The sequence below is a fragment of the Saccharothrix sp. genome (assembly GCF_031180885.1).
Lineage (GTDB): Bacteria > Actinomycetota > Actinomycetes > Mycobacteriales > Pseudonocardiaceae > Actinosynnema.
In genome coordinates this window covers 103,669-126,789 of the sequence record NZ_JAPSLK010000016.1, presented here as the reverse complement: position 1 = coordinate 126,789, position 23,121 = coordinate 103,669, and the positions used below count along the sequence as shown (strand labels likewise).

Genomic DNA, 23,121 nt, shown 5'->3' with positions numbered 1-23,121 from the left:
CGCTAGCCCACGTCAGCGCACGACCGCGCGTCCGGGTCGAGCGCCGCCTTGGGCACCCACCGGACGTTGGCGAACGACGCCTGGAACGCCCCCTCGGTGTAGACCAGGAACGGCGTGTTGACGTTCTCCAGGTCCAGCCCGCCCTGCGCGAAGCAGGACAGCGGGATCTTCACCGTCGCCTTCCCGTCCCCGGCCAGGCCGGTGAACAGGTTGGTCGCCTCGACCTCCGCCAGGCACGGGTACACGCAGTGCGTGCTCAGCACGGTGCGCGCCGCCGGGGCCTGGTGGACGATCACGTCGAACACCAGCGCGGCGTTCGCGTTGAGGTAGCCGCGCAAGTCCGTGCCACCCGCCGGGTTCTGCACGTAGACCTGGCCCGGGCCGGTGCCCGTCCACGTCGTCTTCAGCGCGTCGCCCTGCACGTTGACGTCCGCCGGCACGGTGCTGATGTTCGCCTGCGCCGCCTCGCCGTCCGGGCCGATCTCCAGGCCCCAGTTCTCCGGCGAGCCGATGTAGCTCTTGTACGGCGCGATGTCCTGGCGCACGAACAGCTCAAGGTCCTCGGTCGCCGTGCCGCCGCCGCCGTCGCCCGAGCAGCCGAACACCGGGGCCGACTCGTCCAGCAGGCCGACGTTGCCGGTCTGCCACGACCGCAGGCCGTAGCCCGCCTTGAACAGCGGGTCGTAGCCCTCCGCGCCGGGGTTGAGCGGCGTCTGGCACGCGCTGCGCGGCCACGAGTAGGACAGCGTGCCGGTGTAGCCGGGGAACGTGTGGCGCCCGCGCACCAGCAGGTCCGCCACGCCGCCGCCCTCGGTGCCGGGCAGGAACGCCGCCACGAACGCGTCGGAGCGGTTGAGTTCCTTGTTGACGTGCAGCGGACGGCCCGAGATGTAGACGGTGACGACCGGCGCGCCCTTGCCGCGGACCTTGTCCAGCACGGCCAGGTCCTGCGGGTACAGCTTGGCCGCCTCCAGCGAGCGCTTGCCGATGTCGCCCACGCCCTCGGCGTACGGGGTCTCGCCGATCACCGCGATCACCGCGTCGAAGCCCGCCGGGTCGACGTCACCGGTCTCGGAGAACACCACGTTCTCCGCGCCCAGCGCCTCCCGCAGCCCGCCGAGAACCGTGGTGCCGTTGGGGAAGTCGGCGTTGGTGTTGCCGGTGCCCTGCCAGGACAGCGTCCAGCCGCCGGTCTGGTTCTGCATGCTGTCCGCGCTCTTGCCGACGACCAACACCTTGGCGCGCGGGGAAAGCGGCAGCACGCGGTTGTTGTTCTTCAGCAGCACCTGGGACCTGCGGACCGCCTCGCGGGCGAGTCGCTTGGCCTCCAACGCGTCCTGCGACCCGGCGTGCTCGCGCTCGGACGGCTTGACCCCGTCCAGGACGCCGCTGCGCAGCTTGACGCGCAGGATGCGGGTGACCGCGTCGTCGATGCGGGACATCGGGATCTCGCCCGCCTCGACCTGCGCGATCGTGTTGGCGATGAACGCCTTCCAGTCGTTGGGCACCATGAAGACGTCGATGCCGGCGTTGACCGCCTGCGGGCAGCTGGCGTTGGTGCAGCCGGCGACCTGGCCGTGGCCGTTCCAGTCGGAGACCACCAGGCCGTCGAAGCCGATCTTGCCCTTGAGGATGTCGTTCACGGCCAGCTTGGAGCCGTGCAGCTTGCCCTCGTTGATGCCCAGGTCCGTGTTGGTCCAGCTGTTGAACGACACCATGACGGTCTGGGCGCCGGCCGCGAGCGCGCCGTAGTAGCCCTGGCCGTGCAGGTTGATCATCTCGGCCTCGGACGACGGGTTCACGCCCTGGTCCTTGCCGCCGATCGTGCCGCCGTCGCCGATGAAGTGCTTGGCGGTGGCCAGCACGTCGACCCGGCGGCGGCTGTCGCCCTGAAGGCCCTTCACGGCCTCGTAGCCGTAGGCGCGGGTGATCCGCGGGTCCTCCGAGTAGCCCTCGTAGGTGCGGCCCCAGCGGTCGTCGCGGACCACGGCCAGGGTCGGCGCGAACGCCCAGTCCTGGCCGGTGGCCCGGACCTGGTCGGCGGTCGCCTTCGAGATGTCCCGGATCAGGCACGGGTCGTGCGCCGCGCCCAGGCCGATGTTGTGCGGGAAGAGCGTGGCGCCGTAGACGTTGTTGTTGCCGTGGACGGCGTCGATGCCCCAGACCACCGGGATGCCGGTGCGGGTGGCCTTGGACGCGTTCCAGTACGCGTCGGCGAGGTCCAGCCACGCCTGCGGGGAGGCGTGCTTGTCCCGGTTCGGCCACGAGCCGCCGCCGTTGAGGACCGACCCGATGTGGTACTCGCGCACCTCGTCCGGGGTGATCGCGCCGATCTCCGGCTGGGTCATCTGGCCGACCTTCTCGGCCAGCGTCATGCCCTCGACGATCTGCTTGATCCGGCGCTCGTCGCCCGGTGACGACTTGACCCGGCTGGTCACCTTCGGCCAGTCGGGCAGCGCGGGCAGGGTCTTCTCGATCCGGGCGCAGCCGTGCTCGGTGCGGGGTTCGCCGACCACGGGCTGCCGCGACTCGGGCTCGGCGGTCGCGACCGCCGACGTCACCGAGGTCAGGACCGCGGCGGCGAGCAGGGCGCTCAGGTGTCTGCGACGTGTGCGGGACATCGGTTCGTCCGTTCCTCGACGGCTTTGTCGCGCCCGATCCTGATCGGCCCCACTGTCTCGGTCAAGAGTTTCGTGGGAGCGTTTCCGCGCAGGTCAGCGTTTCGGTACTCCGGGTCGCGTACCGGGACTGGGCCGCTCAGCCGACAGCGCCGCTCGCCGCCGCTCAGCCGACCGGCAGCCGGGCCCGCCAGTCCAGGGGCTCGACGTGGATGCGCGTGTCGGGCGAACCGTCCCACTCCACCGGCAGGCCGACCGCCCGCAGCGCCGCGACCACCTCCCGGCCCACCGCGGCGGTGTCGTCCGGCGAGCCCGGCAGCGCCCCGTAGGCCAGGTACAACCCGCCGCCGGCGACCGCCCGGACGGTGTCCTGCTGGTGGAAGAACACGAACCCGCGGGCGCCCGGCCCGGCCTCGTCCCCGATCTCGGCCAGCCCGCACGACCGGCAGCACGCGAAGTCCGCCCGCGCCACCACGCCCTGCACGTCCAGCTTCTCGAAGGCGGTGAGCAGCCGGTCGACGTCGGTGGTCGCGGGCCAGCCCGCCTGCTCGGCCACCCGCGCCGCCCACAGCCGGTCCACCGTCGCGGTCACCTCCGACTCCGGCAGCACGTCCTCTACGTGGTCGAGCACGTTGAAGACGATCTCCTCGCGGGAGCGGAACCCGCCGTGGACCAGTTCCAGGGCGAACTCCACCGCCTCGGCGCGGACGTCCTCGGGCAGCGGCTTGTCGTTCGTGTTCTCCACCCGCGGAATCCTGCCGGCCATCCCCGACAAAACCGGCACCGACGAAACTGGGCGGCAACACATCCCCTCCCGGCGGGCACGAAGAGGCATGACGACCGAAGACCCCGACGACCGCGCGCTGTGGGCCCAGGCCGCGGCGGGCAGCGGGCACGCCTTCGGGGTGCTGTTCGACCGGCACGCCAAGGCGGTCTACAACCACTGCTTCCGGCTCACCGCGTCCTGGGCCGCCGCCGAGGACCACCTCCAGGCCACGTTCCTGCTGGCCTGGCGCAAGCGGGACCGGCTGCGGCTGGAGCGCGACTCGGCCCTGCCGTGGCTGCTGGCCGTGGCCACCAACGTGGTGCGCAGCGACCGGCGCTCGGCGGCGCGGCGGCTGCGGCTGTTCCACCGCGTCCCGGTGGAGGACCGGGTGCCCGACCACGCCGACCTGGTCGCCGAACGGGTCGACGACCAGCACCGGATGCGGCAGTTGCTGGAGGCCGTGAACCGGTTGCCGCGCAGCGAGCGCGAGGCGCTGGCCCTGTGCGTGTGGTCCGGCGTGTCCTACCAGGACGCGGCGGCCGTGCTGGGCATCGCCGAGGTCAGCGTCCGGTCCCGGGTCAGCAAGGCCAAGGCTCGGCTCGGCCGGATGTTCGCCCAGCGTCCCGAGGTCGTACCGCTCGCCGCTCTCACCGTGGAGGACCGATGAACACCACGCTCCCCCCGGCCCGCGACCTGCCCCCCGGTCGCCGGGCCGAGATCCGCGCCGAGGTCGAGCGCGCCGTGACCGCGCGCCGGCCGTTCCGCTTCGCGCCCCTGGTCACGGCCGTCACCGCGGTGGGCGCGGTGGTCGCGGTCGTGGCGTTCGTCCAGCCGTGGCAGCGGACCGAGGCGGTCGGCCCGGCCCAGCAGGTGACCACGACGTCGGTGCCGACTTCCGCGCCGGCCCCCACGCCGACGAAGCCGGTGGTCCACGGGCTGACCCCCGAGCGGATCGCCGAGATCGAGGCGGGCTGCGTCCAGATCTCCACCGGCTCCGGCAAGGGCACGCTCTACCAGTACGGCGAGGACGAGGCCGGCAAGTGGGCCTTGATCTACACCGAGAACGCCGCGCTGCTGTGCACCATCGACGGACCCGGGATGCCCTACAACGCGGGCTTCACCAGCGGCTTCGACCTGGAGTGGATGTCGAACCCGATCGCGATCGACACCAACGGCGGCAGCGCGGGCGGTGACGTCCCGGGCAACAAGGAGATCTACCGGGGACAGCACGGCACCGCGACGGCCGGCGGCCGGGTCACCCCCGAGGTCGGCCGGGTGACCTTCACCTACGACGGCCAGACCGTGGACGCCACCATCGCCAACGGCACCTTCGTCGCCCGCAACATCTTCCCCACCCACTGGACGATCCCCGAGTCGGAGGGGTTCGAGGTGCGCGCGTACGACCGGAACGGGAAGCTGCTGGCGTCGAGCGTCGACCTGGGGAAGAAGTGCTTCGTCGCGCCGGACAACCGGGTCGTCTTCGGCGCGTGGAACATGAAGGACGACGACACCACGAAGTGCGAACCCGCCGCTCGCTGGAAGTGAGTTGTCAACCGGGGTCGGCGACGCCCCGGTAGGGCAGGGTCTCGCGGTAGACGACGTTGGTCGTGGTGCTGCCGAACGCGGTCAGCTCGTTGACCACCCGCTCCAGGTGGGGCATGGAGGTGGCGGCGACCTTGAGCGTGTAGCAGTCCTCGCCGGTGACGCGCAGGCACTCCAGCACCTCGGTGCGTTCGGCGAGCAGCCGGTGCAGGGGTTCGTGCCGGTTGCCGGGGTACTTGAGGCGCACCACGGCCAACACCGCGTAACCCGCCTTGGCCAGGTCGACGGTGGCGCGGTAGCCGGTGATGACGCCGGCGGCTTCCAGCCGCTTGACCCGTTCGGTGGTCGCGGAGGGGCTGAGGTTGACCCGGCGGCCCAGTTCGGTGAGCGCGATCCGGCCGTCGGACTGGAGTTCGGTCAGGATCGCCCAGTCGGTGGGGTCGAGGGTCATCGGCCGAGATTACCGTGGATTTTGCGGCGTTGGCCGCTTCAGACCGTGAGTTCTGCCTTTGGGTCACGGTTTGGCGGGCCTAGTGTTGGGGTCGTGCGAATCGGTGTGAACGTCCCGAACTTCGGGCCCGGGACCAACCCCGCGGTGCTGCGCGACTGGGCGCGGACGGTGGAGGGGCTCGGGTTCGACCTGCTCATGGTGTCCGACCACGTGGTGGTCACGCCGGACGTGGCGGAGCAGTACCCGGAGCCGTTCTACGAGCCGTTCACCACGTTGTCCTGGCTGGCCGGGGTGACCGAGCGGATCACGTTGGGGACGACCGTCCTGATCGCGCCCTACCGGCACCCGTTGCTGGTGGCGCGGATGGCGGCGAACCTGCGGGCGTTGAGCGGGGACCGGCTGGTGATGGGGGTCGGCGTCGGGTGGGCTCGGCAGGAGTTCGAGGCGCTGGGGGTGCCGTTCTCCGCTCGCGGGCGGTTGACGGACGAGGTGGTGACCGCCCTGCGCGAGGTCGGGGTGCCGGTGTGGGTCGGCGGGCAGAGCGACGGGGCGTTGCGGCGAACGGTGCGGTTGGGCGACGCGTGGCACCCGTTGCGGCTCACCCGGTCGGCCTGGCGGGAAGGGGTGGACCGGTTGGCGGCGGTCGCGGTGGCGGAGGACCGGCCGATGCCCGCGTTGGCGCCCCGGATCCTGTTGCGGCTGACCGATTCGGTGGGGGCGGATCGGCGGATGGGCGAAGGGTCCATTGAGGACGTCGTGGCGGATCTGGAGGCGTTGCGGGAGGACGGGGTGGAGGCGGTGGTGCTGGACCCGTTCGTGGGAGATCCGGACGAGACCCGGCACCCCGAGGTGGCTTGGCAGGCGTTGGCGACGGTGCGGAAGGAGATCCGGTGAGTTCGGGGATCGGTGCGGTGGCGGAAGGGCACTTGCGGCGGGCGATCGCCCTGGCGGCGGAGGCGAGGGAGGGCGGGAACCCGCCGTTCGGGTCGCTGCTGGTCGGGCCGGACGGGTCGGTGCTGGTGGAGGAGCGGAACTCCAGCATCACGGACTCGGACATCACCGCCCACCCCGAGCTGAAGCTGGCGCGGTGGGCGGGGCGGGAGCTGGACGCCGAGACGGCCGCCGGCACGACCATGTACACCAGCTGCGAGCCGTGCGGGATGTGCGCGGGGGCGTTGGCGCGGTCGGGGATCGGGCGGGTGGTGTTCGCGCTGTCGGCCGACCAGCTCAACGGGTTGAAGACGTCCGGCGGGTTCCCGGTGGTGCCGACGGAGGGGCCGTACTTGTACGACGAAGCCCGTGTTCCCGTGGCGGGGTACTACCCCTAGGCCCGCGCGCTGCGGAATCGCCTTCCCCGGGTGCGTCTCGACTGGCGGCTGGGGTTCACAGTTGGTGATGGTTCCGCTACCTTGAGGAACTGGGAGCGCTCCCAGTCAGAGGACATCCTCATCGTGGAGGACACACATGACCTTCAGACGCGGTTTCCGGAGCCTCGGTGTCGTTTCGGCGGTACTGGCGGTCTTCGCCGCAGGGCTCGTCGCGCTGTTCACGCCGGGCGTGGCCGGTGCGCACGGGTCGGTCACCGACCCGCCGTCGCGCAACTACGGCTGCTGGCAGCGCTGGGGCAGCGACCACCTGAACCCGAACATGGGCCAGACCGACCCGATGTGCGCCCAGGCGTGGAAGACCGACCCGAACGCCATGTGGAACTGGAACGGCCTGTACCGCAACGGCGTCGGCGGCAACCACCAGGGCGCGCTGCCCAACGGCCAGCTGTGCAGCGGCGGGCTCACCGAGGGCGGCCGGTACCGGGCGCTGGACGCCGTCGGCGCCTGGCAGGCCGCGACCAAGCCGCGCCAGTTCACGCTCACCATCACCGACCAGGCCCGGCACGGTGCGGACTACCTGCGCATCTACATCACGCGCCAGGGGTTCAACCCGACCACCCAGCCGCTGAGCTGGAGCAACCTGGAGCTGGTCGCCTCCACCGGCCGCTACCCGACCACGGGCCTCTACCAGGCCCAGGTCAACGCGGGCAGCCGGACCGGGCGACACGTGGTGTTCACGATCTGGCAGGCCAGCCACATGGACCAGGCCTACTACCTGTGCAGTGACGTCATCTTCCAGTGACCGCTCGGGTAAGGGCGACGACGGGTGCTCAGGCGCCCGTCGTCGCCCAGCGGGCCTGGCCGGAGCCCGGTCACCTCGGTCTTGCGGCCGTGGGCAGGAAGGCCGACTCAGAGCACCGCCGGGGTTCGGTCCCCCACCAGTGCCGCCGCGCCGATGAGCCCGGCGTCCACGCCCAGGGTCGCGGGGCGGACCTCCACCGCGCGCATGAACTCCAGACCCGGCCACTGACCCAGCGCACCGGTGATCGCGGGCTCCAAGAGGTCCCACGCCTGGGCCACGCCGCCGCCGATCACCACCCGGTCGATCTCGCACAGCGCGGACGCCACGGTGATCACGTGGGCCACCGCCTTGCCGGACCGGTCGAACGCGGCGCGCGCCACCGGGTCGCCGGCGCGGGCCGCCGCCGCCAGTGCCACGCCGTCGGCCTGGCCGACGGGCCGCCAGCCCTGGTCGGTCGCCCAGCGGACCATGGACGGGCCGCTGGCGATCGCCTCCGCGCAACCCCTTGCGCCGCAACGGCATTCCGGGCCGGCCGGGTCCACGACGAAGTGGCCGACGTGCCCGGCGTTGCCGGACGTGCCGAAGTGGGCCTTGCCGTCGAACACGAAACCACCGCCGATGCCGGTGGACACCACCATGCCGAGCAGGCACCGGCTCCCCCGGCCGGTGCCGTGGTGGTACTCGGCCAGCGCCATGCACTGCGCGTCGCCGCCCAGCCGGACCGGCAGGCCCGGCACCAGCTCGCCGACCCGATCCACGATCGGGAACCCGCGCCAGCCCGCGATGTTCACCGGGCTGACCGTGCCGGTGCGCAGGTCCATCGGCGCGGCGGACGCGATGCCCGCGCCCAGCAGGACCGGGTCGAGGGCGAGCAGGTCTCGGACGATGTCCGCCAACGCCCGCCACACGACCTCGCCGGCACCCGCGGGCGTCGGCGTGGTGCGGCGGGCGGTGATCGTGCCGTCGGGGGCTACCAGCGCCGCGGCGAGCTTCGTGCCGCCGACGTCCACGGCGAGCGCGAGCGGGTCGTGTGCTGAGGCCATGTCGTCGAGTTAACCGATTAAGCAGGGTCGGGGCAAGATGACAAACAGGACAGGAATCTCCGGCGGGGCAAGCGGTTCAGCCACGGAGCGCCCGTTCGATCTCGTCCAGTTCGGCGACGGTGAAGTCGAGGTTGCCGGTCGCCGCCACGTTGTCCTCCAGTTGGCGCACGCTGGACGCGCCGACCAGGGCCGAGGTGACGCTGCGGAGCACCCACGCGATCGCCGTCTGGGCCAGGGTCTGGCCGCGGCGGGCCGCGATGTCGTTGAGCGCCTTGACCTTGGCCAGGGTGCCCTCGTCGAGGTTCGCGGTGCCCAGGAACGGGCTGGGACCGGCCGCCCGCGAGCCCTCGGGGATGCCGCCGAGGTAGCGGTCGGTCAGAATGCCCTGCGCCAGCGGGGAGAACGCGATGCTGCCCGCGCCCACCTCGTCCAGCGCCTCCAGCAGGCCGTCCTCGATCCACCGGTTGACCATCGAGTACGACGGCTGGTGGATCAGCAGCGGCGTGCCCAGGTCGCGCAGGAGCGCGGCGGCGGCGCGGGTCTGGTCGGCGGAGTAGTTCGAGATGCCGACGTAGAGAGCTTTGCCTTGCCGCACAACGTGGTCCAGCGCGGCCATCGTCTCTTCGAGCGGGGTGTCCGGGTCCGGGCGGTGGTGGTAGAAGATGTCGACGTAGTCGACCTTGAGGCGGCGCAGGGATTGGTCCAAAGAGGACACCAGGTACTTGCGGGAGCCCCACTCTCCGTAGGGGCCTTCCCACATGTGGTAACCCGCCTTGGTGGAGATCAGGATCTCGTCGCGGTGGCGGCTGAGGTCGTCGGCGAAGATCCGGCCGAAGCTCTCCTCCGCCGAACCGGGCGGCGGGCCGTAGTTGTTGGCCAGGTCGAAGTGGGTCACCCCGAGGTCGAACGCCCGGCGCACGATCGCCCGCTGGCCGTCCAGCGCCTTGTCGTGGCCGAAGTTGTGCCACAGGCCCAGCGACACCGCCGGCAGCTTGAGGCCGCTGCGGCCGCAACGGCGGTAGGGCATGGCGTCGTACCGGGTCGGCGCGGCGGTGTGGCTCATGGTTCTCCTCAGGGGGGAGGTGCGGTGGTGCTCTCGCGCGGCACCAGGGTCGCGGTCGGCGACCAGCGCTCGGTGACCGGCGAGCCGTCGATCAGTTCCAGCACGGACTCGGCGACCGTCACGCCGAACTGGTGCACGTCCACGCTCATGGTGGTGAGCGCGGGCGAGGCCAGCCGGCACAGCGTGGAGTCGTCCCAGGCGACCAGGCTCAGCCGGTCGGGCACGGCCACGCCGCGGGACTTGGCGGCGCCCAGGCCGGCGACCGCCATGACGTCGTTGTCGTACAGGATCGCGGTCGGCGGCTCGGCGGCGTCCAGCAGCGCGGCGGTGAGCTTCGCGCCGGACTCCTCCGAGTAGTCGCCCTCGACGATCACCGGCTCGACCCCGGCCTCCGCGCACCCTTCGAGCAGCGCGGCGGTGCGCGCCCGGGTGTGCAGGAGGTTCTCCGGGCCGCTGACCCGGGCGATCCGGCGGTGGCCCAGCTCCAGCAGGTAGGACAGGGCCTCGCGGACCGGCCCGGCGTCGTCGGTGCGCACGGCCGGCACCGCCAGGTCGTCGGGCTCCCCCACGTACACGGCGGGCAGGCCCAGCTCGCGCAGCACGGCCGGGCGGTGGTCGTCCGCGGTCCGGTTCACCACGACCACCGCGTCCACCACGCCGCCCGCGGCCCAGCGCCGGTAGGCCGCGATCTCCGCGTCCTCCGCGCCCACGACGTGCAGCAGCACGGACTGGTCGCGCTCGGCCAGCCGCTCCTCGATGCCCGCGATGAACTCCATGAAGAACGGCTCGGTGCCCAGCAGCCGCGCGGGCCGGGCCAGGACCAGGCCGATGGATCCGGTGCTCATGCCCGCACCGCGCACAGGCTGTTCGCCGACCGCAGCACCAGCGGACCGGTCAGCGCGGACGGGTCGACGGCGCGGGCGGTGCGGACGGTGAACGAGTGCGTTTCGCCGGCGGTCAGCGTGACCAGGGCGTCGTCGGTCTCGGCGTCGGGCGCCACCCGGTCGGCCAGCACGGCGACGTCCCGCGCGAACGACGTGGCCCGCACGTCCACCCGGTACCCGCCGGGCACCGCGACGGCGGTCGCGGTCAGCGGCGACGGGTCGTAGGCCAGGTCGACGTCCTCGCGGAACAGGTGCACGGCACGCGCGTCCGCCGTGGTCGCCACCAGCACCTCCCGCTCCGCGTCCGCCGGGGTCAGCAGCTCCGGCGCCAGGTCCAGGACGGCCACCGACCGGGCGGGCACGTCCAGCACGAGCTTAGCCGCCGCCCGTTCCTCCCCCGCGAACGTCTGCCGCGTGGCGGTGACCTCGCCGGTCCACACCTCGTCGGTGTCGTTGACGGCGACCAGCACGTCCCGCCCGTCCCGCGGCTGCACGGTCAGCAGGCGCGGCGCGAAGGCGTGCCGCAGGGCGTAGTACAGCGGTTTCGGCCGCTCCTCGCTGTCGACGGCCGCCCACGACGTGACCGGCCAGCAGTCGTTGAGCTGCCACACCAGCGCCCCTGCCGTGCGCGGCCAGTGCGACCGGAAGTGCTCCACCCCGAACGCCACCGCGCGGGCCTGGTTGAGCTGGGTCGCCCAGTGCCAGTCCTCGAACGCCTCGGGCACCGGCAGGTGCGGCGCCAGGCCGCGGGCCAGCTTGCCGTTGCCGTCCTCGGCCTTCTGGTGCAGCAGGAACGCCGGGCTGGTGGGCGACAGCGGCTCGTCGTGGATCCACGTGGTGAGCGTGGCCCAGGTCGGTGGACCCTGGAACCCGAACTCCGAGCAGAACCGGGGCGTGAAATCACGGTAGCGCGTGTAGTCGATCCGGTTCCAGACTTCCCACTCGTGACGCGTGCCGTGGGTGTCGAGGTTCGGGTGCAGGTCGCCCGGGCTGTACGGGCTGCCCGGCGCGTAGGGCCGGGTGGGGTCGAGTTCGGCGACGATGGCGGGGAGCAGCTCCCGGTAGTACCGCAGGCCCCAGGTGCGGCCCTGGAGCTGTTCGGGCCAGCCCCAGTCGGCGAAGCCCCACAGGTTCTCGTTGTTGCCGTTCCACAGGGCGAGCGAGGCGTGCGAAGTGAGACGGGCGACGTGCTCGCGGGCCTCGGCCTCGACCTCCTCCCACAGCGGGGACTCCTCGGCGTAGGCCGCGCAGGCGAACGGGAAGTCCTGCCACACCAGGACACCGCGCTCGTCGCAGACGTCGTAGAAGTCCTCGGACTCGTAGATCCCGCCGCCCCAGATCCGCAGCATGTTCATGTTCGCCGCCACGGCCTGGTCGACCCGGCGGGCCAGCCGGTCGCGGGTGATCCGGGTGAGGAAGTGGTCGTCCGGGATCCAGTTCGCGCCCTTGGCGAAGATCGGCTTGCCGTTGACGACGAAGGTGAACGGGGCGCCGATGTCGTCGGGCGTGGTGTCGACGGTGATCGTGCGGAAGCCGATGCGGCGGTGGTGGCGGTCGGCCTCGGTCGTGGTGCGGAGGGTGACGTCGAGGTCGTAGAGCGGGTGGTCGCCGTGGCCTGCGGGCCACCACAGGTCGGCGTTGGGCACCATGACGGTGATGACGGCTTGGTCGCCGTCGATGGTTGTGCTTTCCGAGTGACCGTCCACAGTGGCCTGGATGGTGAGGGGATCGTTGGAGGCGCGGTCGACGGTCACGTGGACCTCTACCCGGCCGGTGCCGTCTTCGTCCACGGTGACCAGGGGGCGGACCTGGGCGAGGCGGGCGGTGTCCCAGCGCTCCAGGCGGACCGGCCGCCAGATGCCGGCGGTCTGCAGGTCGGGGCCCCAGTCCCAGCCGAAGGAGCAGGCCATCTTGCGGATCGCGTTGAACGGGTGGCTGTAGGCGCGGTCGCGCCAGCCCAGTTGTTGTTCCTGGTTTTCGGCGTGGTTCAGCGCCGAACGGAGGGTCACGGTGAGGTGGTTGGCCCCGTCGCGGAGGTGGTCGCGCACGTCGAAGCGGTACGAGCGGTGCATGTTGGCGGTGTGGCCGAGGACCGCGCCGTTCAGCTCGACGGTGGCCACCGTGTCCAGGCCGTCGAACGCCAGCTCGACGCGTTCGCCCGGTCGCGCGGCCTCTGCGGTGAAGTCGAGCGTGAACCGCCAGTCGGTGCGGTGCGCCCATGCCAGGTCGGCCTCGTTGCGGTCCAGGTACGGGTCGGGGATGAGGCCGGCGGCGAGCAGGTCGAGGTGCGCGCTGCCGGGTATCCGGGCGGGGACCTCGACGTCCGCGATGTGCTCCGGGATCGGGCCGCCCACCGCGCGGAGCCGCCAGCCGTCGTGCAACAAGGTCCTCCGGATCATATGGCGATTCTTACGCCAGCAACTAAAGTAAGTCAACGAAGTTTGCCCAGCCGAGGAACGAAGTACCACCCGAGAGGAACAGACGTGGCCGACTTGACACACCTGCGCGCTGCGGGAGTCAGCCTGGTGCTCGACCACCGCGGGGGCACGCTGCCCCGCGTCCTGCACTGGGGCGCCGACCTGGGGGAGGTGGACCTCGACGCCCTGGCCCTGGCGTCCGCGCCCCAGCCGCACGGGTACGCCGTGGACGGTTCGGTTGAGGTGGCGGTGGTGCCCGAGCAGTCCGCCGGGTGGCTCGGCACGCCGGGCCTGGTCGGCAACCGGGGCGGCCGGCACTTCTCCACCGCGTTCCGGGTGGTGGAGGTCACCACCGGGGCGGAGGGCGCTGCGGAGGCGGGAGGCGCCGCGTACCGGGCGGTGGACGAGGCCGCCGGGCTGGAGTTGGTGCTGGAGGTCGAGTTGACGGCGTCCGGCCTGGTCCGGCAGCGGGCGTCGGTGACCAACACCGGGGACACCGACTTCGCCGTGGACGCGCTGTCGGTGACCCTGCCGGTGCCGGCGGAGGCCGTGGAGATCCTCGACTTCACCGGCCGGTGGACCCGCGAGCGCAGCCCGCAGCGGACCCGGTTCACCCAGGGCCTGCGGGTGCGCGAGAACCGGGCCGGGCGCACCGGGTTCGACTCGGCGTTCCTGATGGCGGCGGGCACCGAGGGCTTCGGCAACCGGTCCGGCGAGATCTGGGCCGTCCACACGGCTTGGTCGGGCAACCACCGGACGTTCGCCGAACGCACGCGGCACTCGGTGTCCCTGCTCGGGTCCGGAGAACTGCTGCTGTCCGGCGAGGTCGTGCTCGCGCCCGGCGAGACCTACCGGTCACCCTGGCAGTTCGGGTCCTACGGCGTGGGCCTGGACGCCGTGTCCGCGCGGTTCCACGAGTGGCTGCGCGCCCGCCCCACGCACCCGCCCGCGCCCCGGCCGGTCGTGGTGAACACGTGGGAGGCGGTGTACTTCGACCACGACCTCGCGCGGCTCAAGGCGTTGGCGGACAAGGCCGCCGAGGTGGGCGCGGAGCGGTTCGTGCTGGACGACGGCTGGTTCGGGTCCCGCCGCGACGACCGGAGCGGGCTGGGCGACTGGTACGTGTCCGACGAGGTGTGGCCCGACGGCCTGGGTCCGCTGATCGACCACGTGACGGGGTTGGGCATGCAGTTCGGCCTGTGGGTCGAGCCGGAGATGCTGAACGAGGACTCGGAGCTGGCCCGCGCCCACCCGGACTGGATCATGGGTCCCGGCGGGCGGATGCCCCGGAGCACGCGCTGGCAGCAGGTCTTGGACCTGGCCGTTCCCGAGGCGTACGAGTACATCTTGGAGCGCTTGGACGACCTGCTGACCACATACCCGATCTCGTACTTGAAGTGGGACCACAACCGGGATCTCCTGGAGGCCGGCCACCAGGGGCGTGCGGGCGTGCACGGTCAGACCCTTGCCGTGTACCGGCTGCTGGACGAGCTGCGCCGGCGGCATCCCGGGGTGGAGATCGAGTCGTGCTCGTCGGGTGGCGGCCGGGTGGACTTGGAGGTCTTGCAGCGCACGGACCGGGTATGGGCGTCGGACTGCATCGACGCCCTTGAGCGGCAGTCCATCCAGCGCTGGACGAACGTGCTGGTGCCGTTGGAGCTGATCGGCAGCCACATCGCCTCCGCCACCTCGCACACGACGCATCGGAAGCACCAGGTGGACTTCCGGGCGGGGACGGCGTTGTTCGGCCACTTCGGGATCGAGTGGGACCTGACGGCGGCGTCGGTCGAGGAGCTGGAGCGGCTGACCGCGTGGGTTGCGCTGTACAAGGAGATCCGGGGGTTGCTGCACACTGGCGTGTCGGTGCACGGCGACCACCCCGACCCGGCTGTCGCCGTGCACGGGGTGGTCGCCCGGGACGGGGCGGACGCGGTGTTCGCGATCGTTTCGACGGCGACGTCGGACGTGTGCCCGACCGGCGCCGCGCGGCTGCCCGGCCTCGACCCGGACCGCGCCTACCACGTCCGCCCCTTGCCGCCCGGCGACGTGCCGGACGGGAACCCGCACAACTGGGGGGTTGCCCTGCCTTGGTGGGAGGAGGGTCTGGTGCTGCCGGGCCGGGTGCTTGGTTCGGCCGGTGTCCAGACCCCGGTCCTGTACCCGGAGCGACTGGTGTTGCTCCGCGCCACCGCTACTGGCTGAGTTCATCCGTGTAGTGGTCGTAGGAAGGCGCTGAGCCTGCCTCCTCGACGTCGGCTGGGTCGATGTCGAGGAGGCGGCCTCGGGCGTCGGGGTTCGGGGCGGCCGAGGCGAGGATCTTCGTGTACGGGTGTTGCGGGTTCAGGATGACGTCGTCGGCTGGGCCCCGTTCGACCACGCGGCCCTTGTACAGGACCAGGATGTCGTCGGAGAAGTGTCGTGCGGTGGCCAGGTCGTGGGTGATGTAGAGGACCGCCAACTGTTCCTCGCGTTGCAGTCTGGCCAGGAGGTTCAGGACACCCAGGCGGATTGACACGTCCAGCATGGACACTGGTTCGTCGGCCACCACGACCTTTGCGCCAGGGGCCAGCGCGCGGGCGATCGCTACCCGTTGGCGTTGGCCGCCGGACAGTTCGTGCGGACGTCGGTGCGCCATGTCGGCAGGCAGGGACACCCGGGCTAGCAGCTTGATCACCTCGTCGTGGCCGTGCGGGCGGCCGTGGAGCTTCAAGGGGCGTGCGAGGTGGTGGGCGATGGTGTGGAAAGGGTTCAGGGAGGCGAACGGGTCCTGGAAGACCATCTGCACGTGGTTGCGGTAGTGCTTCGACGGGACCTCGCGGTCGTTCGCCGTCACCCTGATCGACCCGGCGCTGGGCTTCTCCAAACGGGCGATCATGCGGGCGATGGTGGACTTGCCCGAGCCCGACTCGCCGACCAGCGCCACCGTGCGGCCCGGGGTCAGGGTGAACGACACCCCGTTCACCGCGCGCAGGTTGATGCGCCTGAGGCCGACCCGGACGTGGAAGTCCTTGACCAGGTCCTTCGCTTCCAACGCGGTCACAGCGGACTCCCGGAGGTCTCGCGGACGAACGCGCCGCGCTCGCCGGTCAGGCTGGGGAACGAGTCGAGCAGCTTGCGCGTGTACGGGTGCGCGGGCGCGGCGTAGACCTGCTCGGCCGTGGCGTACTCGACGACCTCGCCGTCCTTCATCACGGCGATGCGGTCGGCGAGTTCCAGCAGCAGCGGCAGGTCGTGGGTGATGAACAGGACGGCGAAGCCGATCTCGTCGCGCAGCCGCAGGATCTCGCGCAGGATGCCCCGCTGCACCACCACGTCCAGCGCGGTGGTCGGCTCGTCCATGATCATCACCTGCGGGTCCAGCAACAGGGCCATCGCGATCATCACGCGCTGGCGCATACCGCCGGACAGTTCGTGCGGGAACGACGTCAGGCGTCGGACGTCCACGCCGACCAAGCGCAGCACCTCCTCGCACCTCACCCGTCGCTGTGCCTTCGTCATCTCCGGGCGGTGGGTGGTGAGGACGTCTTCCAGCTGCGCCTGCACGGTGATGACCGGGTTGAGGGCGTTCATCGCGCCCTGGAACACCATCGACAGCTTTGACCAGCGGAATTCACGCAGTTCCGCCGGTTTCAGGGCGAGGATGTCCGTGTCGGTGCCGTCGCGGTCGTGGAAGGTGACCTTGCCGGTGGTGACCTCGGCGGGTGGGCGGTGGAGGCGGTTCACGGCGTAGGCCAGGGTTGTCTTGCCGCAGCCCGATTCGCCCGCCAGGCCGAGGATCTCGCCTCGTCGGAGGGTGATCGACACGTCCTTCACCGCGTGCACGGGAGTGCCGACCTGGTACACCACGGACAGGCCGTCGACGGTCAGGACCACGTCGTCGTCGGGGCGTTCGGCTGGTTGTGGGGCTCGGTTTTGTTGCTTGCCGCGCTTGGGGACGTCGCGGAGCTTCGGGTTGATGATCTCGTCGATGCTGAAGTTCACCAGCGCCAGGCCGCACCCGAACAACGCGATGATCAGACCCGGCGGCACGAACCACCACCAGGCGTCGCGTTGCAGCGCGAACCCGTTCTGCGCGTAGTACAGCATCGTGCCCAGCGTGGACGAGTTCGACGCGCCCAGCCCGAGGAACGACAGCCCGGCCTCGCTCAGGATCGCGTACACCACCGAGAACACGAATTGGGAAGCCAGCAGCGGCAACAGGTTCGGCAGGATCTCCACGCCGATCACCCGCCACGCGGGCTCCCCCGACACTCGCGCCGCCGCCACGTAGTCGCGATTGCGCAACGACAACGTCTGCGCCCGCAGCACCCGCGCCGACGCGGCCCAGCCGGTGATGGCCAGCACCACCGCGATGGTCCACGACCCGCGCTGGTCGGCGGGCACGAACGCGGAGATGACGATCACCAGCGGCAGGCCGGGGATCACCAGCATCACGTTGGAGAACAAGGAGAACGCCTCGTCCACGTACCCGCCGGCGTAGCTGCCGACGATGCCGAACAACGCGGACAGGAACGTCGCCATCACGCCGACCAGCAGGCCGATGTACAGCGAGCCCCGGGTGGCGTGGGCGAGTTGGGCCAGGATGTCCTGGCCGGTCAACGTGGTGCCCAGCGGGAAGTCGCCGCCGGGCGGGGTGAGGCCGACGTCGCGGATGGTCGCCGGGTCGCCCACGAACAGCGGCCCGACCACGCCGAACAGGGCGATCACGGCGATCAGGCCGACGCCGACGAGCAGCTTGGGCGACCGGCGCGGCAGCATCGCGCGCCACCCGCGCGGGGCGGCGGCGGGAACAGCACTGGGGTTGGTCACGGCACGCTCCTGGCTCAGCCGCTGACGCGGGTGCGCGGGTCGATGAGGGCGTACAGCAGGTCGACCACGAGGTTCGCGCCGAGCACGGCGACCGTGATCACCAGGAAGATGCCCTGCATCAGGGCGTAGTCGTTGTTCTGCACCGCCTGCAGCAGCTTCGAGCCGATACCGGGGTAGGAGAACACCTGCTCGGTGATGATCGACCCGGCCACCACGAAACCCAGCGAGATCGCGAACCCCGCCACGGACGGCAGCACGGCGTTGCGCGCCGCGTACCGGATCATGATGCGGGAATCGCGCAACCCCTTGGCCTGCGCGGTGAGCACGTAGTCCTCGGACGTGGTGGACACCATCATGTTGCGCATCCCCAACAGCCAGCCGCCGACCGACGACAGCACGATCGTCAGCGCGGGCAGCGTCCCGTGGTAGACGGCCGACCCGATGAACTCCAGGTCCCAGCCCGGCGACAGGACCACGTCGTAGCCGCCCAGCAGCGGGAACCACCCCAGGCCGGACGCCAGCAGCGCCACCAGGATCAGCGCCAGCCAGAAGTACGGCACCGCCGCCAGGACGGTGGTGGCGGGCACCAGGCTGTCCAGCCAGGTGCCGCGCCGCCAGCCGACCAGCGTGCCCAGGACGACGCCGAGGGCGAACGACAGGAACGTCGCGATCCCGACCAGCACCAGCGTCCACGGCAGCGCTTCCGCGATGATGTCCGACACCGGTGTCGGGAACGAGCTGACCGACACGCCGAGGTCGCCGCGGAACATGTTGCCCAGGTAGGAGAAGTACTGCGAGAGCAGCGACTCGTCCGTCCCGGAGCCGAGCAGCAGCTCGTACGCCCGGCGGGCCGCCGGGTCCACGGTGCCGCCGCGCTGGGCGAGCTTGGCCATGAGGATGTCCACCGGGTTGCCCGGCATGAGCCTCGGGATGAAGAAGTTCAGCGTCAGCGCGGCCCAGAAGGCGACCAGGTAGAACGCGAGCTTGCGGGCGTAGTACCGCATCGTCAGCTCGCCGGCTTGAGCTTCAGGAAGATCTCGGAGTGCTCCGGGCGCGCCCAGACGGCCGGGAACGAGTACAGGTCCTCCTTGGTGGGCCAGCCGGTGAACTTCTTGGCGTTGTACTCGCTGGTGGTGCCGCCGGTGAGGACGGGGACGTAGGGGATCAGCTCCTCGATGCGGGTCTGGATGGTGTCGAAGTGCGGCTGCCGCTTGGCGTCGTCCTTCGGGTCGATGCCCTTGAGCGCCGCCAGCGCGGTGTCGATGGCCGGGTCGCTGACGCGGGCGAAGTTGGGGTTGGCGATCTCGCCGACCCTGGCCGTGGTGGCGGTGCTGAAGAAGTAGGAGGCGTTGTAGAACGGGTCGGGCGCGGGACCCTGGTGCAGGGCGTCGATCAGCAGTTCGTACTGGCCTCGGCCGCGCGCGTCGGACCACTCGTTCCAGGACACCTGCTGCGGCGTGATCTTGATGCCGATCTTCTGCAGCTGCTGGCTCATCGTGTCGACGGCGGTGATGTAGTCGGTCCAGCCGGCGACGACCTTGAGCGTCAGCGCGAGCGGCTTGCCGTCCTTCTGGTAGATGCCGTCCGCGCCCTTGGTGTAGCCCGCGCCTTCCAGCAGCGCCGTGGCCTTGGCCTCGTCGGGCTGCATCGGCGCGGTGCGCTCCTTGAGCTTGCTGGACACCTGGTCGCGGTCGCGCTCCAGCAGGGCGGCGCCGGGCGAGATCTCGCTGGAGGTGTTCTCGAAGGCGAGCTGGTTGATCTGGGTGCGGTTGATGCCGTAGTAGATGGCCTTGCGGACGGCCACGTCGGTCTGCGGGCCCACGCAGCCGAGAGCGGCGTTCGAGCAGGTGAACAGGGCCGTCTGGTTCATCGGGATGGTGATGGCCTTGTAGCCGGGGTAGTTCTTCTCGACGTTCTTGATGTCCGGCACCGGCCCGGTCTGCCAGTCGATCTGGCCGGCCTTGAGCGCGGCCTCACCGGACTGGTTGCCCGACAGCGCCAGGTAGCGGACCTTCTTCAGGGCCGGCTCGCCCGCGTAGTAGGAGGCGTTGGCCTTGAGCGTGAACGCCTGCGGCTTGAACTCGTCGAGCTGGAACGGCCCGGTGCCGACCGGTTCGCGCACCACGTCCGTGGCGGGGGTGGCCAGGCTCGACCACTTGTGCTTGGGCACCATCCAGATCCGGCCGAGGATCTGCGGGCCCTCCATGAAGGACGGCTCGGTGAACTTGATCGACACGTGCGTCGGGTCGACGGCGGTCGCGGTGCCCTTGTAGCCGGTGCCGTTCATCGCGGCGTTCTTGGTGATCATGTCGAGGGTGAAGACGACGTCGTCGGCGGTGAACTTCTGGCCGTCGGTCCACTTGGCGTCGTCGCGCAGCTCGACGTCGAGCTGGGTGCCGTCGGCGTTCCACTTGAAGGTCTTGCCCAGGCGCGGGCGCGGCTCGACGTCGCGGATGTTGTTGAAGAAGAACAGCGGCTCGAAGATCGTCCCCGGGCCTTCCAGGGCGGTCGGGGAGAACGGGTTGAAGTTGAGCTGCCAGTCGCCGGACTGCCCGGTGTAGACGACCAGCGTGCCGTCCCCGCCGGCCGACGTGCCCGACCCGCCGCACGCCGTGGCCAGCATGGCCAGCGCGGCCACCCCCGCCGCCACCGCCCGTGAACGCTTCGCCTTCAGGAACATCGTCGATTCCTCTCGTGGCCGGTCCCGCGTTGAGGCAGATTGTTAAGTCAACGAAGAAACGAAGTCAACACCTCCCAGTCATCTGGCGGCCAAGTTGCTACGCTTCGACCGACGAACGAACTAAGACGCGCGTCGGCGCACTTGCGGGGGATCGATGAGCGGACCGGCACGGGCGACCCAGCACGCGTCCAGCAAGGCGGCCGTGCTGGACGTCATCCGGGCGGCGGGCACCATCAGCCGCGTCGGCCTGATCAACGCGACCGGCTTCACCGGCGCGACCATCTCCACCGTCGTGCGCCGGCTCATCGACGAGGGCCTGGTCGTGGAGACCGGCCGCGCCGAGTCGACCGGCGGCAAGCGCCGCGTGCTGCTCCAGCTCAACCACGCCTCCCGGTACGCGGTGGGCGTGCACCTCGACCACGCCGGCATCACCTACGTCCTGACCAACCTCGGTGGCGCGGTCGTGGCCCGCATCTCGCGCGCCGGCGCGGGCGCGGCCGAGCCCGCCACCGTCGTCGACCGGATGTCCGCCGAGGTCACCGCGCTGATCGAGGGTGTGGGTGTGGAGCGGGAGCGGGTCCTCGGCGTCGGTCTGGTGTCCCCCGGCCCGCTCAGCCCGACCACCGGGATGGGCCTCACCCCGCCTGCCATGCGCAAGTGGGAGGACTACCCCCTCGCCCAGGCGCTGGAGCGCGCCACCGGCCTCCCCGTCGTCCTGGACAACGACGCCACCGCCGCCGCGCTGGGCGAGCACTGGTCGGGCGGCATCGGCGGGACGGCCCTGTCCGCGGCCCTCTACATGGGCACCGGCATCGGCGCGGGCCTGGTCATCAACGGCATCACCTACCGGGGAGCCAGCGGCAACGCCGGCGAGATCGGCCACACCTGCGTGGACGCCAACGGTCCCGACTGCTGGTGTGGCGCGCGCGGCTGCGTGGAGGTGCTGGCAGGCCCCGCGGCGGTGGTCGCGGCGGCCCGCGCCGACACGGCCCTGTCCCGAGCCGCCGGCCTGACCGGCCGGTCCCGCTCGGTTTCCGCCGACTTCGCCGCGGTGAGCCGTGCGGCCAGACGGGGAGATCCCTCGGCCCTGGCGATCCTGGAGCGCTCGGCCCGCTACATCGCGGCGGCGGCCCGCAGCCTGGCCAACGTCATGGACCTGGAGGTCCTGGTCCTGACCGGCCCGAGCTTCGCCATCGCCGGCTCGGTGTACCTCCCGATCGTCCGCGAAGAGCTGGAACGCGCTTTCTTCTCCCGCGCCGCCCACCCGGTGGACGTCCGCCTCTCCCGGCACGCGGCCACCGCGTCGGCCATCGGCGCCGCTGCCCTGGTCCTCCAGTCCGAGCTGGTGCCCCTGACCGAAGGCCTGAAACTCCCCGAGAACCTCAGCGCCGCCGAACCCGCTCCCCTGCCGGTCCCGGGCGCCTGACCCGCGCCTTCGCCGGTCGGGTCAGCAGGTGCTCGCGCAGGGTCGGCCCGGTGTAGTCCGCCCGGAACACCCCGCGCTCCTGCAACAACGGCACCACCGCGTCGGCGAACTCGTCGAAACCGCCGGGCGTCACGTGCGGCACCAGGATGAACCCGTCACTGGCGTCCGCCTGGACCAAGTCGTCGATTTGCGACGCCACCGAGGCCGCCGACCCGATGAACGTCTGCCGCGCCGTCTTCTCGACGACCAGCTCACGGATCGACAGCTTCTTCACCGCCGCCAACTCCCGCCACTCCCGCACGGTGGCGACGGGATCGCGGTGCTGCCGCACGCCGGCCCGACCGGGCGCGGTGGTCTGCCGGCCGACCACCGGGTCGACGTCGGGCAACGCCCGTCCGGGTCGTACGCCGACAGGTCCCGGTTCCACACCTGCTCCAGGAACTTGATCGCGGTCTGCCCGCTGACCTGCTGCCGCCGCACCTCGTGCGCCAGCTCCTGCGCCTGGGCGTCGGTGTCCCCAGCACGAAGGTGGCCGCGGGCAGCACCTTGAGCTGGTCCGGCGTCCGCCCGCACTTCGCGAGCCGCCGCTTGACGTCGGCGTAGAACGCCTGCCCCGCCTCCAGGGTCGCGCGCCGGCTGAAGATCGCGTCCGCCTTGGCCGCGGCGAACTCCCGCCCTTCCTCCGAGTCCCCCCGCCTGGAGGATCACCGGCCGACCCTGCGGCGACCGGGGCAGGTCGAACCGCCCGGCGATGTCGAAGTGCTCGTCCCGGTGGGAGAACTCCCCGCCGTCCCGCCACGAGTCGAACAACGTCGTCGCCGCGTCGAGGAACCGCCGCGCCCGTTCGTAGCGCTGGTCCTCGGGCAGGAACCCGCCGCGCCGGAAGTTCTCCCCGGTGAACGCGTCCCACGAGGTCACCACGTTCCACGCCGCCCGGCCGCCGGACAGGTGGTCCAGCGACACGAACTGCCGGGCCACCTCGAAGGGTTCGTTGAAGGTGGAGTTGATCGTGCCCGTCAGGCCCAGGTGCGTGGTCACCGCCGCGAGCCCGGCCAGCACGGTGAACGTGTCCGGCCGGCCCACCACGTCCAGGTCGTAGATCAGCCCGTTCTGCTCGCGCAACCGCAACCCCTCGGCCAGGAACAAGAAGTCGAACCTGGCCCGCTCGGCGGTCCGCGCGAAGTGGACGAACGACTCGAACTCGATGTGGCTGCCCGCGCGGGGATCGCTCCAGACGGTGGTGTTGTTGACGCCGGGGAAGTGCGCGGCGAGGTGGATCTGCTTCATCTCGC

The 23,121-nt window shown here is 71.2% G+C and carries 20 protein-coding genes; 7 read left to right on the top strand and 13 right to left on the bottom strand.

Going from position 1 to position 23,121, the window contains the following annotated elements; all coding sequences use genetic code 11:
• Positions 1 to 2: 2 nt before the first annotated feature.
• Positions 3 to 2,621, bottom strand: coding sequence for an exo 1,3/1,4-beta-D-glucan glucohydrolase (locus RIN75_RS20555; RefSeq protein ID WP_309113599.1), 2,619 nt, complete (start codon positions 2,619 to 2,621; stop codon positions 3 to 5).
• A gap of 163 nt (positions 2,622 to 2,784) precedes the next feature.
• Positions 2,785 to 3,363 (bottom strand): DUF6891 domain-containing protein, encoded by a 579-nt coding sequence (locus RIN75_RS20550; RefSeq protein ID WP_309113598.1) that lies wholly within the window; start codon positions 3,361 to 3,363, stop codon positions 2,785 to 2,787.
• An 88-nt stretch (positions 3,364 to 3,451) separates the two neighbouring features.
• On the opposite strand from RIN75_RS20550, the gene RIN75_RS20545 reads away from it, so the two are divergent.
• Positions 3,452 to 4,051: a sigma-70 family RNA polymerase sigma factor gene (locus tag RIN75_RS20545; RefSeq protein ID WP_309113597.1), complete on the top strand. Its 600-nt coding sequence runs from the start codon at positions 3,452 to 3,454 to the stop codon at positions 4,049 to 4,051.
• Entirely contained in the window at positions 4,048 to 4,929 is an 882-nt protein-coding gene (locus RIN75_RS20540) for a hypothetical protein (protein WP_309113596.1), read from the top strand. Before RIN75_RS20545 ends, RIN75_RS20540 begins: the two co-directional genes overlap by 4 nt.
• A gap of 4 nt (positions 4,930 to 4,933) precedes the next feature.
• Here RIN75_RS20540 and RIN75_RS20535 read toward each other — a convergent pair whose 3' ends face one another.
• Positions 4,934 to 5,377, bottom strand: coding sequence for an Lrp/AsnC family transcriptional regulator (locus RIN75_RS20535; RefSeq protein WP_309113595.1), 444 nt, complete (start codon positions 5,375 to 5,377; stop codon positions 4,934 to 4,936).
• A gap of 93 nt (positions 5,378 to 5,470) precedes the next feature.
• On the opposite strand from RIN75_RS20535, the gene RIN75_RS20530 reads away from it, so the two are divergent.
• From RIN75_RS20530 to RIN75_RS20520, 3 genes are all read left to right on the top strand, one after another.
• Positions 5,471 to 6,271, top strand: coding sequence for an LLM class flavin-dependent oxidoreductase (locus tag RIN75_RS20530; protein ID WP_309113594.1), 801 nt, complete (start codon positions 5,471 to 5,473; stop codon positions 6,269 to 6,271).
• Positions 6,268 to 6,705, top strand: coding sequence for a nucleoside deaminase (locus RIN75_RS20525; protein ID WP_309113593.1), 438 nt, complete (start codon positions 6,268 to 6,270; stop codon positions 6,703 to 6,705). Before RIN75_RS20530 ends, RIN75_RS20525 begins: the two co-directional genes overlap by 4 nt.
• A gap of 136 nt (positions 6,706 to 6,841) precedes the next feature.
• Positions 6,842 to 7,507 carry a lytic polysaccharide monooxygenase gene (locus RIN75_RS20520; RefSeq protein WP_309113592.1) on the top strand — a complete coding sequence of 222 codons (666 nt, stop codon included), beginning with the start codon at positions 6,842 to 6,844 and terminating at the stop codon, positions 7,505 to 7,507.
• 107 nt (positions 7,508 to 7,614) lie between these two features.
• Here the strand turns inward: RIN75_RS20520 and RIN75_RS20515 are convergent, their stop codons facing one another.
• The 4 genes from RIN75_RS20515 to RIN75_RS20500 all read right to left on the bottom strand — a co-directional run bounded on the left by RIN75_RS20515 (position 7,615) and on the right by RIN75_RS20500 (position 12,896).
• Positions 7,615 to 8,550, bottom strand: coding sequence for an ROK family protein (locus RIN75_RS20515; protein WP_309113591.1), 936 nt, complete (start codon positions 8,548 to 8,550; stop codon positions 7,615 to 7,617).
• 76 nt (positions 8,551 to 8,626) lie between these two features.
• Complete coding sequence (locus RIN75_RS20510) at positions 8,627 to 9,613, bottom strand: aldo/keto reductase (protein ID WP_309113590.1); 987 nt, start codon at positions 9,611 to 9,613, stop codon at positions 8,627 to 8,629.
• Positions 9,614 to 9,621: 8 nt separating this feature from the next.
• Positions 9,622 to 10,458 carry a substrate-binding domain-containing protein gene (locus RIN75_RS20505; RefSeq protein ID WP_309113589.1) on the bottom strand — a complete coding sequence of 279 codons (837 nt, stop codon included), beginning with the start codon at positions 10,456 to 10,458 and terminating at the stop codon, positions 9,622 to 9,624.
• Positions 10,455 to 12,896 carry a glycoside hydrolase family 2 protein gene (locus RIN75_RS20500; protein WP_309113588.1) on the bottom strand — a complete coding sequence of 814 codons (2,442 nt, stop codon included), beginning with the start codon at positions 12,894 to 12,896 and terminating at the stop codon, positions 10,455 to 10,457. The genes RIN75_RS20505 and RIN75_RS20500 overlap by 4 nt, the downstream gene beginning before the upstream one ends.
• Before the next feature lie 84 nt (positions 12,897 to 12,980).
• On the opposite strand from RIN75_RS20500, the gene RIN75_RS20495 reads away from it, so the two are divergent.
• Entirely contained in the window at positions 12,981 to 15,116 is a 2,136-nt protein-coding gene (locus tag RIN75_RS20495; RefSeq protein WP_309113587.1) for an alpha-galactosidase, read from the top strand.
• On the opposite strand, the gene RIN75_RS20490 is transcribed toward RIN75_RS20495, so the two are convergent.
• From RIN75_RS20490 to RIN75_RS20475, 4 genes are read right to left on the bottom strand one after another with little or no spacing between them, the layout of a single operon-like run.
• Positions 15,106 to 15,954: an ATP-binding cassette domain-containing protein gene (locus RIN75_RS20490; protein ID WP_309113586.1), complete on the bottom strand. Its 849-nt coding sequence runs from the start codon at positions 15,952 to 15,954 to the stop codon at positions 15,106 to 15,108. The two genes, RIN75_RS20495 and RIN75_RS20490, sit on opposite strands and share 11 nt — an antisense overlap.
• On the bottom strand, positions 15,951 to 17,723 hold the full coding sequence (locus RIN75_RS20485) for a dipeptide/oligopeptide/nickel ABC transporter permease/ATP-binding protein (RefSeq protein WP_309113585.1): 1,773 nt from the start codon (positions 17,721 to 17,723) through the stop codon (positions 15,951 to 15,953). Before RIN75_RS20485 ends, RIN75_RS20490 begins: the two co-directional genes overlap by 4 nt.
• 14 nt (positions 17,724 to 17,737) lie before the next feature.
• Positions 17,738 to 18,727, bottom strand: a complete 990-nt coding sequence (locus RIN75_RS20480; RefSeq protein WP_309113584.1) for an ABC transporter permease — start codon at positions 18,725 to 18,727, stop codon at positions 17,738 to 17,740.
• 2 nt (positions 18,728 to 18,729) lie between these two features.
• Positions 18,730 to 20,403 carry an ABC transporter substrate-binding protein gene (locus RIN75_RS20475; RefSeq protein WP_309113583.1) on the bottom strand — a complete coding sequence of 558 codons (1,674 nt, stop codon included), beginning with the start codon at positions 20,401 to 20,403 and terminating at the stop codon, positions 18,730 to 18,732.
• Between the two features lie 154 nt (positions 20,404 to 20,557).
• Here RIN75_RS20475 and RIN75_RS20470 point away from each other — a divergent pair, with 154 nt between their 5' ends.
• On the top strand, positions 20,558 to 21,829 hold the full coding sequence (locus RIN75_RS20470) for an ROK family transcriptional regulator (RefSeq protein WP_309113582.1): 1,272 nt from the start codon (positions 20,558 to 20,560) through the stop codon (positions 21,827 to 21,829).
• Here the strand turns inward: RIN75_RS20470 and RIN75_RS20465 are convergent.
• On the bottom strand, positions 21,786 to 22,130 hold the full coding sequence (locus tag RIN75_RS20465) for a hypothetical protein (RefSeq protein ID WP_309113581.1): 345 nt from the start codon (positions 22,128 to 22,130) through the stop codon (positions 21,786 to 21,788). The two genes, RIN75_RS20470 and RIN75_RS20465, sit on opposite strands and share 44 nt — an antisense overlap.
• Positions 22,100 to 23,116 (bottom strand): LLM class flavin-dependent oxidoreductase, encoded by a 1,017-nt coding sequence (locus RIN75_RS20460; RefSeq protein ID WP_309113580.1) that lies wholly within the window; start codon positions 23,114 to 23,116, stop codon positions 22,100 to 22,102. The genes RIN75_RS20465 and RIN75_RS20460 overlap by 31 nt, the downstream gene beginning before the upstream one ends.
• Between the last annotated feature and the right edge of the window lie 5 nt (positions 23,117 to 23,121).

Excerpts from the sequence above, each read along its gene's own strand:
- RIN75_RS20555 (WP_309113599.1), bottom strand. The coding sequence starts at position 2,621 with ATGTCCCGCACACGTCGCAGACACCTGAGCGCCCTGCTCGCCGCCGCG.
- RIN75_RS20545 (WP_309113597.1), top strand. The coding sequence starts at position 3,452 with ATGACGACCGAAGACCCCGACGACCGCGCGCTGTGGGCCCAGGCCGCG.
- RIN75_RS20540 (WP_309113596.1), top strand. The coding sequence starts at position 4,048 with ATGAACACCACGCTCCCCCCGGCCCGCGACCTGCCCCCCGGTCGCCGG.
- RIN75_RS20535 (WP_309113595.1), bottom strand. The coding sequence starts at position 5,377 with ATGACCCTCGACCCCACCGACTGGGCGATCCTGACCGAACTCCAGTCC.
- RIN75_RS20520 (WP_309113592.1), top strand. The coding sequence starts at position 6,842 with ATGACCTTCAGACGCGGTTTCCGGAGCCTCGGTGTCGTTTCGGCGGTA.
- RIN75_RS20515 (WP_309113591.1), bottom strand. The coding sequence starts at position 8,550 with ATGGCCTCAGCACACGACCCGCTCGCGCTCGCCGTGGACGTCGGCGGC.
- RIN75_RS20510 (WP_309113590.1), bottom strand. The coding sequence starts at position 9,613 with ATGAGCCACACCGCCGCGCCGACCCGGTACGACGCCATGCCCTACCGC.
- RIN75_RS20505 (WP_309113589.1), bottom strand. The coding sequence starts at position 10,458 with ATGAGCACCGGATCCATCGGCCTGGTCCTGGCCCGGCCCGCGCGGCTG.
- RIN75_RS20500 (WP_309113588.1), bottom strand. The coding sequence starts at position 12,896 with ATGATCCGGAGGACCTTGTTGCACGACGGCTGGCGGCTCCGCGCGGTG.
- RIN75_RS20480 (WP_309113584.1), bottom strand. The coding sequence starts at position 18,727 with ATGCGGTACTACGCCCGCAAGCTCGCGTTCTACCTGGTCGCCTTCTGG.
- RIN75_RS20475 (WP_309113583.1), bottom strand. The coding sequence starts at position 20,403 with ATGTTCCTGAAGGCGAAGCGTTCACGGGCGGTGGCGGCGGGGGTGGCC.
- RIN75_RS20470 (WP_309113582.1), top strand. The coding sequence starts at position 20,558 with ATGAGCGGACCGGCACGGGCGACCCAGCACGCGTCCAGCAAGGCGGCC.
- RIN75_RS20460 (WP_309113580.1), bottom strand. The coding sequence starts at position 23,116 with ATGAAGCAGATCCACCTCGCCGCGCACTTCCCCGGCGTCAACAACACC.